Origin of the sequence: Aeromonas piscicola (genome assembly GCF_000820005.1) — a bacterium.
Lineage (GTDB): Bacteria > Pseudomonadota > Gammaproteobacteria > Enterobacterales > Aeromonadaceae > Aeromonas > Aeromonas piscicola.
Genome location: NZ_CDBL01000034.1, coordinates 285,897 through 300,207 on the forward strand (window position 1 = coordinate 285,897; position 14,311 = coordinate 300,207).

At 63.6% G+C, this 14,311-nt stretch carries 13 protein-coding genes; 11 read left to right on the forward strand and 2 right to left on the reverse strand.

Annotation, left to right across the window (positions count from 1 at the left end; translation table 11 throughout):
• Positions 1-139: 139 nt before the first annotated feature.
• Positions 140-1,039 (reverse strand): DMT family transporter, encoded by a 900-nt coding sequence (locus tag BN1128_RS07170; RefSeq protein WP_042867253.1) that lies wholly within the window; start codon positions 1,037-1,039, stop codon positions 140-142.
• Positions 1,040-1,143: 104 nt separating this feature from the next.
• On the opposite strand from BN1128_RS07170, the gene BN1128_RS07175 reads away from it, so the two are divergent.
• Entirely contained in the window at positions 1,144-1,965 is an 822-nt protein-coding gene (locus BN1128_RS07175; RefSeq protein WP_042867254.1) for an AraC family transcriptional regulator, read from the forward strand.
• Positions 1,966-2,010: 45 nt separating this feature from the next.
• On the opposite strand, the gene exaC is transcribed toward BN1128_RS07175, so the two are convergent.
• Entirely contained in the window at positions 2,011-3,528 is a 1,518-nt protein-coding gene (exaC, locus tag BN1128_RS07180) for an acetaldehyde dehydrogenase ExaC (protein ID WP_042867256.1), read from the reverse strand.
• A 305-nt stretch (positions 3,529-3,833) separates the two neighbouring features.
• Here exaC and BN1128_RS07185 point away from each other — a divergent pair, with 305 nt between their 5' ends.
• From BN1128_RS07185 to BN1128_RS07230, 10 genes are all read left to right on the forward strand, one after another.
• Positions 3,834-5,492, forward strand: a complete 1,659-nt coding sequence (locus BN1128_RS07185) for a sigma-54-dependent Fis family transcriptional regulator (protein WP_042867257.1) — start codon at positions 3,834-3,836, stop codon at positions 5,490-5,492.
• A gap of 342 nt (positions 5,493-5,834) precedes the next feature.
• A complete protein-coding gene (locus BN1128_RS07190) occupies positions 5,835-7,145 on the forward strand; it encodes a GGDEF domain-containing protein (RefSeq protein WP_042867258.1) in 1,311 nt (436 codons plus the stop codon).
• A gap of 136 nt (positions 7,146-7,281) precedes the next feature.
• Positions 7,282-7,692: a VOC family protein gene (locus tag BN1128_RS07195; protein ID WP_042867261.1), complete on the forward strand. Its 411-nt coding sequence runs from the start codon at positions 7,282-7,284 to the stop codon at positions 7,690-7,692.
• 102 nt (positions 7,693-7,794) lie between these two features.
• Positions 7,795-8,484 (forward strand): phosphate regulon transcriptional regulator PhoB, encoded by a 690-nt coding sequence (gene phoB, locus BN1128_RS07200; RefSeq protein ID WP_042654001.1) that lies wholly within the window; start codon positions 7,795-7,797, stop codon positions 8,482-8,484.
• Between the two features lie 8 nt (positions 8,485-8,492).
• Positions 8,493-9,788 (forward strand): phosphate regulon sensor histidine kinase PhoR, encoded by a 1,296-nt coding sequence (phoR, locus tag BN1128_RS07205; protein ID WP_042867264.1) that lies wholly within the window; start codon positions 8,493-8,495, stop codon positions 9,786-9,788.
• Between the two features lie 377 nt (positions 9,789-10,165).
• Entirely contained in the window at positions 10,166-11,140 is a 975-nt protein-coding gene (locus BN1128_RS07210) for a PstS family phosphate ABC transporter substrate-binding protein (protein ID WP_042867267.1), read from the forward strand.
• Between the two features lie 163 nt (positions 11,141-11,303).
• Entirely contained in the window at positions 11,304-12,110 is an 807-nt protein-coding gene (locus BN1128_RS07215) for a M48 family metallopeptidase (RefSeq protein WP_042867269.1), read from the forward strand.
• Positions 12,098-12,604 carry a GNAT family N-acetyltransferase gene (locus BN1128_RS07220; protein WP_042867271.1) on the forward strand — a complete coding sequence of 169 codons (507 nt, stop codon included), beginning with the start codon at positions 12,098-12,100 and terminating at the stop codon, positions 12,602-12,604. The genes BN1128_RS07215 and BN1128_RS07220 overlap by 13 nt, the downstream gene beginning before the upstream one ends.
• Positions 12,605-12,714: 110 nt before the next feature.
• Positions 12,715-13,617, forward strand: a complete 903-nt coding sequence (locus BN1128_RS07225) for an ROK family protein (RefSeq protein WP_042867273.1) — start codon at positions 12,715-12,717, stop codon at positions 13,615-13,617.
• A gap of 41 nt (positions 13,618-13,658) precedes the next feature.
• The coding region (locus tag BN1128_RS07230) for a copper homeostasis protein CutC (RefSeq protein ID WP_042867333.1) at positions 13,659-14,311 on the forward strand (653 nt) is incomplete at its 3' end.

A 14,311-nucleotide genomic window follows, 5' to 3' on the forward strand; every position in this document is an offset into this window, starting at 1 on the left:
CTGAATAACAGTCGTGTCGGGAGGGGGTTACCATTGGCGGCGGGGCAATTGTGCCCGCGGGTGTTAGCGTGGATATGCAAACAAGAAGGGAGCCGAGGCTCCCTTCTTGTGTTGTGCTGCAGCGGCTTGTCTCGCCGGTTTATGCCTCTTCCACAAGGGCGGGGCGTACCCTGGGCTTGAACTGGGAGAGCATGACGCCGCTCAGGATCAGGCCGCCGCCGAGCAGGTGATAGCCGTGAATGGGCTCCCCCAGGGTGATGACGGCGATCAGCGCCGTGCACAGCGGCATCAGGTTCATGAACACGGAGGTGCGCTCCGCCCCCATGCAGGCGAGGCCGCGCATCCAGCAGTAGGCCGCCAGCAGGGAGGAGGCGATGCCGGCAAACAGCACCAGACCCCAGCCCTCGGCGGGTACCGCCAGGGAGTCTGCGCTGAGGGCGACCGGGATGAGCAGCAGCACAGCCAGCAGGATCTGCATGTAGAGGTTGAGCCAGGGGCCAAACGGCAGTTGCCAGCGGCGGATCAGCAGGCCATAGAGGGCGTAGCTGGCGGAGCCGAGCAGCATGAGCCCGTCCCCCGGGTTGATGCCGTCGTGCAGCAGGGCCAGCGGCTGGCCCTGGCTCAGCAGCCAGAACACCCCGAACAGCGAGATGCTCATGCCAAGCAGCGCCTGCTTGCCCGGGCGCTGGCCGAAGAAAAGCGCGCTCTGCAGCAGGGTCAGCAGCGGAATGAGGGAGCCGATGACCCCCATGTTGGTGGCCGAGGTGGTGTGGGCGGCGTAGTAGGCGAGGCACTGGTAAAGCACCATGCCAAGGGCTGCCAGCACCAGCAGCTTGCCGAGCCAGGGGCGGATTTCGCGACGGCGGCGCCACAGTTGTGGCAGGCAGAAGGGGGTCAGCGCCAGGGCGGCGATCACCCAGCGGTAAAAGGAGATGGCGGCGGGATCCAGCACATCGGCGGCGGCCTTGGACACCACTGTATTGGTGGCCCAGATCAGCACGGCCATCAGCGGGAACATAAGCGGGAAGAAGATACGCATCAAAGGTTCCTTATTATCGAGATGGCCAGTCTACTCTTGTCTTTCTGTTATCAAGTAACGTAAAACTGACAATTCATCCCGCGGAAAGGACAAGTTGCCCTGATATGGCACTACATCACTATCACTCGACGGACATAGCCCTGCCCGAGCCCAACCCACTCTATCTGCGCTATCAGCAGATCCAGGCCGAGAGCGCCTGCGCGCCCCACAGCCACCCCTGGGGCCAGCTCAGCCTGATAAGCCTGGGGGTGATGGAGATAGTGCTGGACGATCACCGGCTGGTGGCTCCCGCCGACTACCTCATCTGGGTGCCGGCGGATCTGGACCACGCCTCCTACAACCAGCAGGCCCTCGATTATACCTCCATCTATGTCAATCACGCCCTGGCGGCCAGGCTGCCTGCCGAGCCCTGCCTGCTGGAGATGACGCCGCTCATCCGGGCCATGCTGGCGGATTTTTGCGAGCGCAAGCTGGGCCACATGCAGGATGAATGGGATGTGCGCCAGGCCGAGCTGCTGGTGGAGAAGCTGACCCGCACCCGCTGCCAGGACAGCTACCTGCCCATGAGCCAGGACAAGCTGCTGGCCCCCATGCTGGCGGCGCTGCGCAACGACCCTGCCGATCCGCGCACCCTGGCCCAGTGGGCCGAGCAGTTGCACAGCACGGAGCGCACCCTGGCCCGGCGCTGCGTGCGGGAACTTGGCATGAACTTCGGCCAGTGGCGGGCCCGGCTCAAGCTGCTCAAGGCGCTGGCCTGGCTCAAGGGGGAATTGCCGGTGCAGGAGATTGGCTGGCGGCTCGGTTACGGCTCCACTTCAGCCTTTATCGCCATGTTCAACCGTGAGCTGGGCTGTTCGCCCCAGCGCTATCGCCAGCAGCTGGGAGGCATGGGGATAGATCGGGAAGGGTCGCCTGGCGAACCATAACAACAAGGGCGCCCGCAGGCGCCCTTCTCATGGCAGGTGAGCGGCCTAGAAGAAGCCGAGGGGGTTGATGTCGTGGCTCACCAGCAGGTTCTTGGTGTTCTGGTAGTGATCCAGCATCATCTTGTGGGTCTCGCGGCCTATCCCCGACTTCTTGTAGCCGCCAAACGCCGCGTGGGCCGGATAGGCGTGATAGCAGTTGACCCAGACCCGGCCGGCCTGAATGCCGCGCCCCATGCGCCAGGCCAGGTTGCTGTCGCGGGTCCACAGACCTGCCCCAAGGCCATACTGGGTGTCGTTGGCAATGGCCAGCGCATCCGCCTCGTCCTTGAAGGTGGTGACCCCGAGTGCCGGCCCGAAGATCTCCTCCTGGAACACCCGCATCTTGTTCTGGCCCGAGAAGATGGTGGGCTGGATGTAGAAGCCCCCCTCCAACCCGCTCACCTTGGCCGGGCCGCCGCCTATCAGCATCTTGGCCCCCTCGCCACGGCCTATCTCCATGTAGCTCAGGATTTTGTCGAACTGCTCGCGGGATGCCTGGGCACCCACCTGGGTGGCGGTGTCGAGGGGGTTGCCCTGCACGATTGTGCGGGCGCGGGCCAGCACCCTGTCCATAAAGTCGTCGTAGATCTTCTCGTGTACCAGAGCGCGGGAGGGGCAGGTGCACACCTCGCCCTGGTTGAAAAAGGTCATCAGCATGCCTTCCACCGCCTTGTCGATGTACTGGCTCTCGTGCTGCATCACATCGGCAAAATAGATGTTGGGGGACTTGCCACCCAGCTCGACGGTGGAGGGGATCAGCTTGTCGGCGGCGCAGCGCAGTATATGGGCGCCCACCTCGGTCGAACCGGTAAACGCCAGCTTCTGGATCCGGTTGCTGGTGGCCAGCGCCTGACCCGCCTCGGCGCCGAAGCCGTTGACCACGTTGACCACGCCGGGGGGGAGTATGTCCTTGATGAGATCCATCATCAGCATGATGGTGACCGGGGTCTGCTCGGCGGGCTTGAGCACGCTGCAGCAGCCGGCGGCGAGCACGGGGGCCAGCTTCCAGGCCGCCATCAGCAGCGGGAAGTTCCAGGGGATGATCTGGCCGACCACGCCGATGGGCTCCTTGAAGTGGTAGCTGACGGTGTGCTGATCCAGCTCGGCGGCCGAGCCCTCCTGGGCACGGATGCAGCCAGCGAAGTAGCGGAAGTGATCCACCACCAGCGGCAGGTCGGCGGCCAGGGTCTCGCGCACCGCCTTGCCGTTCTCCCAGGTCTCGGCGATGGCGAGCACCTCAATGTTCTGCTCGATGCGATCGGCGATGCGCAGCAGCAGGTTGCTGCGCTCGGTGACGCTGGTCTTGCTCCAGCTGGCGAACGCCTTGTGGGCGGCATCCAGCGCCAGCTCGATGTCGGCGGCATCGGATCGGGCTACCTCGCAGAACACCCGGCCATCCACCGGCGAGATGTTCTCGAAGTAGCGGCCGGCGCGGGGGGCCACCCAGTCGCCACCGATGAAGTTGTCGTAACGGGACTTGAAGCTGACCAGGGCACCTGCCTGACCGGGAGCGGTATAAATCATCTCATCATCCTTATGTGTGTGAAGGTCCTGCCCGGCTGCACGCGCTGGCTGGCCGGTGTGGTACGCCGGGGTATCGCAAGGGCCATGCCAAAGGGTCTGACCAGCGGGCAAAAGGTTACAAAAACGTTACAAAGCGGGGTGCGGCAGCGTATCTTGATTAACCAATGACCCCGGCCGTGACGATGACACTGTGCCGTTTCTGGACAGTGGCCGCGACAGTCGTGCCGTTTGTGAACAGGAGGCGTGATGAGCGAGTTACCCACATTTGCCGGCCCCATGCGTGCCGTTTGTGAACAGGAGGCATGATGAGCGAGCGACCTCAATCCAGTCTCAGCCCCAGCCCGATCCAGCGTTCCTGGCAGCGTTGCCTGCATCAGGGCCTGCATCGCCAGCAGAGCGCCGAGCTGGATCTGCTGCCCCAGGGGGAGCTGTCGGCCCGCCAGGAGCAGCACAAGACGCTGATTGTCTGCTTCCAGCGCTTCGTGCTGCCGCTGTTTGTCCAGTTGCTGGCGGGCAGGCCCTGTCGCCTGCTGCTGTGTGACGGCGAGGGGGCCATACTGGCCGCCAGCGGTGACGACGGCTTTGCCCGCCACGCCGAGCGCATCTTTTTGCGCAGCGGCGCCCGCTGGGGGGAGGCGAGCAAGGGCACCAACGCCATCGGCACTGCGCTGGCCGAGCAGAGCGAGGTGCAGGTGCTGGGTGCCGAGCACTTCTTCGCCCAGCACAGCTTCCTCAGTTGCAGCGCCTGCCCCCTGCTCGGGCCGGACGGGCAATTGCTCGGGGTGCTCGACATCTCCACCGATGCGGCCCATCACGACGGCGACATGCTGGGCACGGTTCGGCTGCTGGCCATGACGCTGGAAAACGCGCTGCTGGCGCGCCAGCCGGGCTGGCTGGTGGATCTCGACCCCCAGAGTCTCTGGTCCGCCCGTCTGCTGCTGGGGGAGGGGGGCGAGCTGCTCGGCGCCAATCGGGCCGGACGGCTCTGGCTCGGCCAGCACAGGTTTGATGGTCAGCAGTTGCTGCGCGAACGCCGTGGCCTGCGGCTGGTGCCAGAGCCGGTTGCGGCGCCCCGGCAAACAGCGCAACAAGGGGCGGCACAGGTGCCGCTCAAGATGCTGGAGCGCGGTATCTCATTGCTCATCGAGGGGGAGACCGGCAGCGGCAAGGAGCACCTGGTGCGCTCCCTGCACCGCCAGTCGAGCCGGCAGGAGAGGCCCCTGGTGTGCGTCAACTGCGGCGCCCTGCCGGCAGATCTGGTGGAAGCCGAGCTGTTTGGTTATGTGGGCGGGGCCTTCAGCGGTGCCCGCAGCCAGGGCAGTCAGGGTTATTTGCGCGCCGCCCACGGCGGCATCCTGATGCTGGATGAAATCGGCGAGTTGCCGCTGCTGGCGCAGACCCGGCTGCTGCGGGTGTTGCAGGATCGCAGCGTCACCCCGGTGGGCAGCCACAAGCCCGAACCGGTGGATTTCTGGCTGGTCAGCGCCAGCCACCGGGATCTGGCGGCCATTGTGCAGGCCGGGACATTTCGCGAGGATCTCTATTACCGAGTCTGCGGCTGGCGTCAGCAGCTGACACCGCTGCGGGCATGGCCACAGAGCGAACGCTTGGGATTGATCCAGCGACTGCTGGCGGAGATGGACCCGACCCTGCGTCTGACCAGCGACGCTGAGCAGCAACTGCTGGCCCATCCGCTGCCCGGCAACGTGCGCCAGCTCAAGCAGGCGTTGGAGGTGGCCTGCGTGCTGGCGGAAGGACTGGGCTGGATTGTGCCCTCGCACCTGCATCTGCCCGCTTCATCGGCAGCGCCCTCGTCGCAGGCGAGTACCCACACCTTGCGCCAGCAGAACCGGCTGCGGGTGCAGCAGACCCTGGCGGATTGCGGGGGCAACGTGAGCGAGGCGGCGCGCCAGCTTGGCATCAGCCGTACCACCCTCTACCGGACGCTGCGCGAGAGCCCCTGAGGGTGCTGTCGCTCGCCATTTCCCTTGTGTAAGATGGGCCCATCAGGGCCCTTTTTATTGATTTCTCGTTATTTTTCCATGGCATGGAGTGCTCTATCCTGTGTTCACATCTGATTGGCAAGCGTGCGTCTTTCCGGGGGACCGACCTGGCACCTCCTGGTTGGCGCTGGACGGCCGCGCCCGGGCGGCGCGCCTGACCCCGGGGCGAGTCCGGCCCTGTCTGCCGGTATCCGGCTGAGAAAATACCCTATGGCGCCCGTGTCGGCGCGTGTAATAACCAGGGGATCCCGGCACGCCGGATCCCCTGGTATAGAGTCAGAGCCCTAGTCGGGCGGAGCCTATATGACCCCTTCCTATTCTCGTCTGGCCAATGTGCTGTTCTGGGTATTGCTGGGATTGAGCCTGCTGGCGATCCTGCTGTTTGAATTCGGGCCCGATCGGCGGCTGGACATGGTGAGCAATGCCCGTCTGTCCGTCACGGCGCAGGATGACAGGGTCCACGGCGGCCAGTCGGTCACCACCCTGCTGTCGGCCGGGGGCGGTTCGGTGCACAATCATGCGGCGGCGGAGAAACCCGCCATCGATTGTCAGCTGCGCGCCGGGTATGCCTTTCCGTTCTGCGAGCTGGTGCTGACCCTGACCGAGCCAGAGCGGGGGATCGATCTCTCCCGCTTCGACTGGGTGCGCATCCGGCTCAGGGTCGAGGGGGAGGGGCCCCAGGTTTGGCGGCTCTACCTGCGCAACTATCACCCCGCCTATTCCAGGGCCGGGGATGCGTTGTCCCACAAGTTCAACGAGGTGATCTTTCGCCCCGATGATTACGGCCGGGTGCAGGATGTGCCGCTCAAGGTGTTCACCCCGGCTACATGGTGGGTGCAACAGTACAAGATACCGCTGGCGCAACAGGGGCCTGACCTGAGGCATGTCTATGCCGTCGAGCTGGCCTCCGGTATCGGCATGCAGCCCGGCCACTACCGGCTGGTGCTGGAACAGATGGAGTTTCATGGTCGCTGGGTGCAGCCGGGCTCCTTCTATCGTCCCCTGCTGCTGAGCTGGCTGGGCTATTGCCTGCTGCTGTTTCTGGTACAACACCTGCTGATGCGGGATCGATTGCGCAAGGCCCGTGCGGCCAAGCAGGCGGCGGAGGCGCTCAGCCAGAGTCTGAGCGAAAAGACCCGGCGCACCGAGGAGGAGGCCAGGTACGATCCCCTGACCGGCGCCCTCAACCGGCTCGGTGGCAACAAGCTGCTGGCCGAGCTTGGCGAGATACCACTCTCTTTCATCTACATAGACATAGACCACTTCAAGCGCGTCAACGACGGCCACGGTCATCCGGTGGGGGACGAGGTACTCAAGCACATGGTGAGCGAAGTGCTGCGCCACTGCGATAGCCTGTGCCGGCTGGTGCGCTGGGGCGGGGAGGAGTTTGTGCTGGTCTGCCTGCACTACGAGCAGGTCCGCGCCGAGGGACTGGCAGAGCGGCTGCGAGTCGCCCTGGTGGCCTATCCGCACTGGCCGCTGGCGCTGCCCATCACGGCCTCGTTCGGGGTGGCTGAGCGGCGCGGGGATCCGCTGGAGCAGGCCCTCAAGCGGGCCGACGAGGCGCTCTACCAGGCCAAGAAACGGGGCCGCAACCGGGTCGAGGTGGCCTAGCTCGCAGGCCAGGCCCGCGGCGAAGCGCCCGCTCTTAGAGCGGGGCATAACGGCTGGAGCCCAGCCCTTCCAGCCGTTATGATGCGCCCCAGCCGGGGCGTGAGCCCCCTTCATTCATCTGTTGAGGAGTATTCCCATGGCACAACACATAGGCGCCTTGGCCCTGCTGGTGGCCGACTATGACGAGGCCATCGCCTTCTTCACCCAGGGGCTGGGTTTTGCGCTGCTGGAAGACACGCCCCTCGACGAGCCGGGCAAACCGGGCAAGCGCTGGGTGCGGGTGGCGCCTGCCGGCGCGCCAGGATCAGCGCTCTTGCTGGCTCGGGCCGCCACGCCGGAGCAGCAGGCCGCCATCGGTCAGCAGGGGGGCGGCCGGGTGTTTTTATTCCTCGAAACCGACGACTTCTGGGGGGATTATCAGCGCATGCAGGCGTACGGTGTTCATTTTTGTGAACAGCCACGTAGCGAGCCCTACGGCATGGTGGTGGTGTTTGAGGACATCAGTGGCAACCGCTGGGACCTGCTGCAACTCGCGGCTGCCAACTGAATCTGAAAACGTTTATCATCCCGCCTGTCATAAAGTCATAAAAGTGTCACAGAAAGTTCTAATAATTGGCGCACCCATCTTCACACAGGAGAGAGAAGGGATATGGCTAAGCGAATTCTGGTGGTCGAGGACGAAGCACCGATCCGCGAAATGCTCTGCTTCGTGCTCGAGCAAAAGGGATATGAGACGATTGAAGCTGAAGATTACGCCGATGGACTGGCGAAGGTGCGCGAGCCTTACCCCGAACTCATCGTGCTGGACTGGATGATGCCCGGTGGCAGTGGCATCCAGTTCATCAAGCAACTCAAGCAGGATGAGGTGACCCGCCAGATCCCGGTGGTGATGCTGACCGCCCGCGGTGAGGAGGAGGACAAGGTACGTGGTCTGGAGGCGGGTGCCGATGACTACATCACCAAGCCTTTCTCCCCCAAGGAGCTGACCGCCCGTCTGCATGCCGTGATGCGCCGTGTCTCCCCCACCTCGGTGGACGAGGTGATCGAGGTGCAGGGGCTCAAGCTGGATCCGGTTTCCCACCGGGTCAGCGCCGAGGACAAGGCGCTGGACATGGGGCCGACCGAGTTCAAGTTGCTCCACTTCTTCATGACCCACCCCGAGCGGGTCTACAGCCGCGAGCAGTTGCTCAACAATGTCTGGGGTACCAATGTGTACGTCGAGGACAGAACCGTGGATGTGCATATTCGTCGCTTGCGCAAGGCCATTGAAGAGACGGGTCACGATCGATTGATTCAGACGGTGCGCGGCGCAGGCTATCGCTTCTCAACCCGTCTGTAGAGGAAGTTATGTTGCAACCTTACGCCTGGCGGCGACAGTTGTGGCGGATGGCGTTTTTTTATGCGCCCTTCGTCTTGGTCGGCTGGTTGACGGATACCCTCATTCTTTGCCTGCTGGTGGCGACCTTGCTGCATCTGGGCTGGCACTATCGCTTCCAGAAGCGGCTGTCGGACTGGCTGTGGCACGATCGCAGCCTGGTGCCCCCCAACGGCAGCGGTAGCTGGGAGTACATCTTCAACGGCATCTACAAGTTGCAGCAGCGCCACCGTGCCCGGCGCCGCGAGCTGGCGGGCCTCATCCGCCGCTTTCGGGAAGGGGCGGAAGCCCTGCCCGATGCCGCCGTGGTGTTTCGCACCGACGGCAGCATCCTCTGGTGCAACCGGCTGGCGGAGCAGCTGCTCGGTTTTCGCTGGCCGGAAGACGCCGGTCAGCACATAGGCAACCTCATTCGCAATCCCGCCTTCGGCGCCTATCTGAACAAGGGGCAGTATGACGAACCGTTCGAGATGACCTCACCCATCAACGAGGAGAAGTTTCTCGAGTTTCGGATCATGCCCTACGCCGAGGATCAGGCCATGCTGGTGGTGCGGGATGTCACCCGGCTGCGCAGCCTGGAGAAGACCCGCAAGCACTTCGTCTCCAACGTCTCCCACGAGCTGCGCACTCCGCTCACCGTGCTCAAGGGCTATCTGGAGATGACCGAAGAGCCGCCCCCCCCCGCCCTGTGGGCCAAGGCGCACAAGGTGATGATGGAGCAGACCATCCGCATGGACAATCTGGTCAATCAGCTGCTCACCCTGTCGCGCATCGAGGCGGCTCCGTCGGTGGATCTCTCCCATCTGGTGGACATGCCCGCCATGCTGGGGCTGCTGGAGCAGGAGGCACGGGCGCTGTCGGGGGATCGGGCGCACCAGATCGAGTTCAGTGTGCAGCCCAATCTGTTCGTTCGCGGGGATCAGGATCAGCTGCGCAGCGCCGTCTCCAACCTGGTCTACAACGCCATTCACTACACCCCGGCGGAGCGCAAGATCAGCGTGGAGTGGCGCAAGCAGGGGGCCATGGCGCTGTTTGCGGTGCAGGACGAGGGGGAGGGGATCCCGCCCGAGCACTTGGCGCGGCTGACAGAACGTTTCTATCGGGTCGACAAGGCTCGCTCACGGCATACCGGCGGCTCCGGGCTGGGGCTTGCCATCGTCAAGCATGCCTTGAGTCATCACGACGCTCAGCTCGATATCGAGAGCCGGGTCGGCCTCGGCAGCCGCTTCAGCTTCCTCATTCCAGCCCGCATGGTGGTGTTGAAATAATCTTTTTCAGCAATGGGTTAGCAGTGCAAAGAGGGCGGCGACAGCGGCCCTCTTTTCATTTGGTCAAAAGCTTTGCCATGTCATTAAAGTGTCACATTAAATCCATAAATTTGTCACTGCCAGGTCAGATACTGGCGCCGTCTTGAGAACGGACCTGTCGTCGACTTGGCGCAGGTAGAGTACGAAACGCGACCAGCCGATCGCAGTGCTCGGGATGCTACAACTTTCGGCCTCAGATTGACGATTGCCTTCTGCCACCGCTGGACTGGGGGAAGAGGGCATGAAATGACACTCAGCGAATCGCTCGGCGTGACCGACGGTGAGCCAAGTTAACCCGTGTTTTGATGGACTGCGTTCTGCAACCTTGGAGAGATTGGATGAAACTCAACAAACTGGCTGGTGTAATCGGATTCACCGCAGCTACCCTGTTTTCCGTCAGCACCCTGGCTGCCGGTGTGGATAAAAACCTGCCGGATTACACTCCGACCAGCGGCATCTCGGGCAACCTGTCCTCTGTCGGCTCGGACACCCTGGCCAACATGATGACCCTGTGGGCCGAAGAATTTAAGCGCATGTACCCCAACGTCAACGTGCAGATCCAGGCCGCCGGCTCCTCTACCGCCCCGACCGCACTGACCGAAGGTGTCGCCCAGTTTGGCCCCATGAGCCGCGCCATGAAGTCCGGCGAGGAAGAGGCATTCGAGAAGCGCTACGGCTACAAGCCCACCGCCATCCGCGTCGCGGTCGACGCCCTGGCCGTGTTCGTCAACAAGGACAACCCCATCAAGGGGCTGACCATGCCGCAACTGGATGCCATCTTCTCCAGCACCCTCAAGTGCGGCGAAGCCAAGGCCGCCACCAAGTGGGCCGATCTGGGTCTGGACGGCAACTGGTCCTCCAAGGATCTGCAACTGTTCGGTCGCAACTCTGTGTCCGGTACCTACGGCTATTTCAAAGAGCACGCGCTGTGCAACGGTGACTTCAAGAGCGGCGTGAACGAGCAGCCGGGTTCTGCCTCCGTGGTGCAGTCTGTCTCCTCCTCCCTGAACGGTATCGGCTACTCCGGCATCGGTTATGTCACCTCGGGTGTGCGCGCCGTACCGCTCTCCAAGGATGGCAAGACCTTCATCGAAGCGAACGCCGACAACGCCATCACCGGCAAGTATCCGCTGTCGCGCTTCCTGTACGTTTACGTGAACAAGCACCCGAACAAGCCGCTCTCCCCGATGGAGCAAGAGTTCCTGAAGATGGTGCTCTCCAAGGCGGGCCAGAACATAGTGGCCAAAGATGGCTACGTACCGGTACCGGCCAAGGTGGTCGAAGCCGACCTGAAGAAACTGGGCATAATGTAAGCCGGTTTCCTCTGCAACACGGGCCCTGCGGGGCCCGTTTTCTTTTTGAGTGGATCCACAATGGCGACATGTGACCACTTTCGCCGAACAGCATGATTTGTCGACTTGCGCCGGACGCCCGCATTTCCGAAAATAGGGCATCTTTATGGTGAAGGACACCTCCATGACATCTCCCCTGTTCAAGCTCGGCCTGGCGGCACTCTGTTCCACCCTGCTGGCCAGCTGTGCCCAGTCTCCTACCGGTCGTAGCCAGATGCTGCTGTTCTCGCCCCAGCAGATGAGCAAGCTGGGGGCCGACTCCTTCGAAGAGATGAAGAAGCAGGAGAAGGTGAGCAAGGATGCCAGGATGAATGCTTATGTCTCCTGTGTCGCCAAGGCGGTGACCGCCCAGGTGCCGAGCCAGTACGGCATCACCAGCTGGGAAGTGGTGGTGTTTGACTCCAAGCAGGTCAACGCCTTCGCCCTGCCCGGCGGCAAGATCGGGGTCTACAGCGGCCTGCTCAAGGTCGCCAAGAACCAGGATCAGCTCGCCACCGTCATCGGCCACGAGCTGACCCACGTGCTGGCCCAGCACTCCAACGAGCGGCTATCCCGCAGCCAGCTGACCGGTCTCGGTCTGGCGGCGGCCGACATCGCCATGGGCAGCAGCGAGTATCGCGGCGCCACCATGGCGGCGCTGGGACTCGGGGTCGAGGTGGGCGTCATGCTGCCCTATGGCCGCGAGCAGGAGAGTGAGGCAGACCGCCTCGGTCTGGATCTGATGGCCCGCGCCGGCTTCAATCCCGCCGAAGCAGTTCCCCTGTGGCAGAACATGAGTGCCGCCGCCGGTGGCAAGGCGCCGCCGCAACTGCTCTCCACCCACCCCAGCAACGAGAACCGGATCGCCGAGCTGCAGGCGCTGCAGGCTGAAGCTATGCCGCTCTACGAACAGGCCCGCGCCGCCGGTCTGGTGCCCCAATGCAAGGCGTAAGCCTGCGCATGGCGCGGCCCGATGATGCCCCTGCCATGACGGTGATGCAGCGGGCCAGCTGGCTCGCGGCCTATTGCGAGGTGCTCGGTGCCGACATGCTGGCCCAGCTTTCGGTGACCGAGCACCTGCAGATCTGGCAGAGCCGGCTCGCCGAATCCGGCCCCAGGCCCATGCTGCTCTGCCAGGGCGAGGTGGTCATAGGCCTGCTCTACTGGCAGCTCGTGCTGGATGGCACAGAGCCGAACGCCCTGATCCGCGCCTTTTACCTGCATCCCGATCACTGGCGCCAGGGCCATGGCAAGCGGCTGTGGCAGGCGGTGGCCATGCAGATGCGTCGCGCCGGCTGCGACAGCGTCAGATTGTGGCTGCTCGATGGCAACCGGATCGGCGAGGGGTTTTACCTGAGGCGCGGCTTCGTCTTCGACGGTCAGGCGCGCACCCTGATGAGCCTTGGTCAGGCTTGCCTGCAACGGCAAATGTCCCGTTTGCTTTGATCTCTCTCCCATTTTTCGCCCTCGGTCACTTTATTTTTTTTGCGAATTAATACAATGTGCTGCTCTGGACAGGCTGAGGTGAGGTGACTCACCGACAAGGGAGTGTGGGCATGTATTACGGCTTTGATATTGGTGGCACCAAGATAGCGTTCGCCGTGTATGACGGCGCCTTGAACCTCTGCCATGAGGAGCGCATGAGTACGCCCGGCAACGATTACGAGGGGTTGCAGCAGCTCATCCGTGACCGGGTCGAGCAGGCGGACGCCCGCTTCGGCGCGAGAGGCGCGGTGGGCATCGGCTTTCCCGGCATCCTCAATCGGCACGATCACAGCATAGTGGCGGCGAACCTGCCCTCCATCAATGGTCGCCATCTGGGCGCCGATCTGGCCGAGCTGCTGGGTCGCCCGGTCAAGGTGGACAACGATGCCAACTGCTTCCTCTGGTCGGAAGTGCACCAGGGGGCTGCGGCCGGGGCAGACAGCGCGCTGGGAGTCACCATAGGCACAGGTATCGGCGGCGCCGTCTATCTGGCGGGCAAGCTGATCCAGGGCCGCAACTGGCTGGCAGGGGAGATAGGCCACTATCCGCTACCGGCCACCATGCTGATGAAGTATCCCGATTTGCCTCGTCCCCGTTGTGGCTGCGGTCGCCTGGTCTGTTTTGAAACCTATGCATCTGGTACCGGGCTGGAGCGGCTCTATCACCATTTTCATGGCCAGCGTGCCAGCGGTCACCAGATAGTAGGGCGCTTCGAGGCCCATGAGCCCCATGCGGTGGCCACGGTCGACTGCTGGCTCGAGATCATGGCTGCCGGGCTTGCCACCGCCATCTCTGTGGTTGATCCCGAGGTGGTGGTGCTGGGAGGCGGCCTGAGTGGCCTGCCTGCCCTGTACCAACAGCTGCCGCTGCGTCTGCCCGGCCATCTGCTGCCCGGTGTCGCCCTGCCCGAGATCCGCCAGGCCCGCTTTGGTGGCGCCGGCGGGGTGCGCGGCGCGGCCTTGCTCAATTTATGAGATCAGATGTGCTGTCTGATCTCTCCAATAAAGGAGTCATCATGACCCGTCTTGAAATTTGTATCGACAACCTGGAATCCCTGTTCACCGCCCAGCAAGCAGGCGCGGATCGCATCGAGCTTTGCTCTGCGCTGGGACTGGGTGGCCTGACCCCCTCTTATGGCTTTATGCAGCTGGCTGCACGCCACGCCAGCATCCCCGTCTACGCCATGATCCGCCCCCGCGCCGGGGATTTTTGCTTCAGCGCCGACGAGTTTGAACTGATGCTGGCGGATATCGCCGCCGCCCGCGCCGCCGGGTTGCAGGGGGTAGTGATCGGCCTGCTGGATCAAGAGGGGCGGGTGCCCGCCGACCAGCTGCGCCAGCTGGTGGCTGCGGCCGGGCCGCTCGGCGTCACCTTCCATCGCGCCATTGACCTTTCCTCCGACTGGCGGCTGGATCTGGAGACGATAGTCGCTGCCGGCTGCGAGCGCATCCTGAGCTCGGGTCATGCGCCGACCGCGTTGGCGGGGCTGGAAACTCTGCAGGCCATGCAGCAGGTGCTGGCGGGCCGTGCCAGCCTGATGCCCGGTGCCGGGGTCAATGCCGACAACGTGCGCACCATACTGGAGTTCACCGGAGTGAGCGAGGTACACATGTCCGGCATGGGCTGGCGTGGCGGCATGGTGCCCCATGGCGTCAACATGGGCACCTC

What these genes read in the sequence shown, in the direction of transcription:
- BN1128_RS07170 (WP_042867253.1), bottom strand. Translation starts at nt 1,039, where the DNA reads ATGCGTATCTTCTTCCCGCTTATGTTCCCGCTGATGGCCGTGCTGATC.
- BN1128_RS07175 (WP_042867254.1), top strand. Translation starts at nt 1,144, where the DNA reads ATGGCACTACATCACTATCACTCGACGGACATAGCCCTGCCCGAGCCC.
- exaC (WP_042867256.1), bottom strand. Translation starts at nt 3,528, where the DNA reads ATGATTTATACCGCTCCCGGTCAGGCAGGTGCCCTGGTCAGCTTCAAG.
- BN1128_RS07185 (WP_042867257.1), top strand. Translation starts at nt 3,834, where the DNA reads ATGAGCGAGCGACCTCAATCCAGTCTCAGCCCCAGCCCGATCCAGCGT.
- BN1128_RS07190 (WP_042867258.1), top strand. Translation starts at nt 5,835, where the DNA reads ATGACCCCTTCCTATTCTCGTCTGGCCAATGTGCTGTTCTGGGTATTG.
- BN1128_RS07195 (WP_042867261.1), top strand. Translation starts at nt 7,282, where the DNA reads ATGGCACAACACATAGGCGCCTTGGCCCTGCTGGTGGCCGACTATGAC.
- phoB (WP_042654001.1), top strand. Translation starts at nt 7,795, where the DNA reads ATGGCTAAGCGAATTCTGGTGGTCGAGGACGAAGCACCGATCCGCGAA.
- phoR (WP_042867264.1), top strand. Translation starts at nt 8,493, where the DNA reads ATGTTGCAACCTTACGCCTGGCGGCGACAGTTGTGGCGGATGGCGTTT.
- BN1128_RS07210 (WP_042867267.1), top strand. Translation starts at nt 10,166, where the DNA reads ATGAAACTCAACAAACTGGCTGGTGTAATCGGATTCACCGCAGCTACC.
- BN1128_RS07215 (WP_042867269.1), top strand. Translation starts at nt 11,304, where the DNA reads ATGACATCTCCCCTGTTCAAGCTCGGCCTGGCGGCACTCTGTTCCACC.
- BN1128_RS07220 (WP_042867271.1), top strand. Translation starts at nt 12,098, where the DNA reads ATGCAAGGCGTAAGCCTGCGCATGGCGCGGCCCGATGATGCCCCTGCC.
- BN1128_RS07225 (WP_042867273.1), top strand. Translation starts at nt 12,715, where the DNA reads ATGTATTACGGCTTTGATATTGGTGGCACCAAGATAGCGTTCGCCGTG.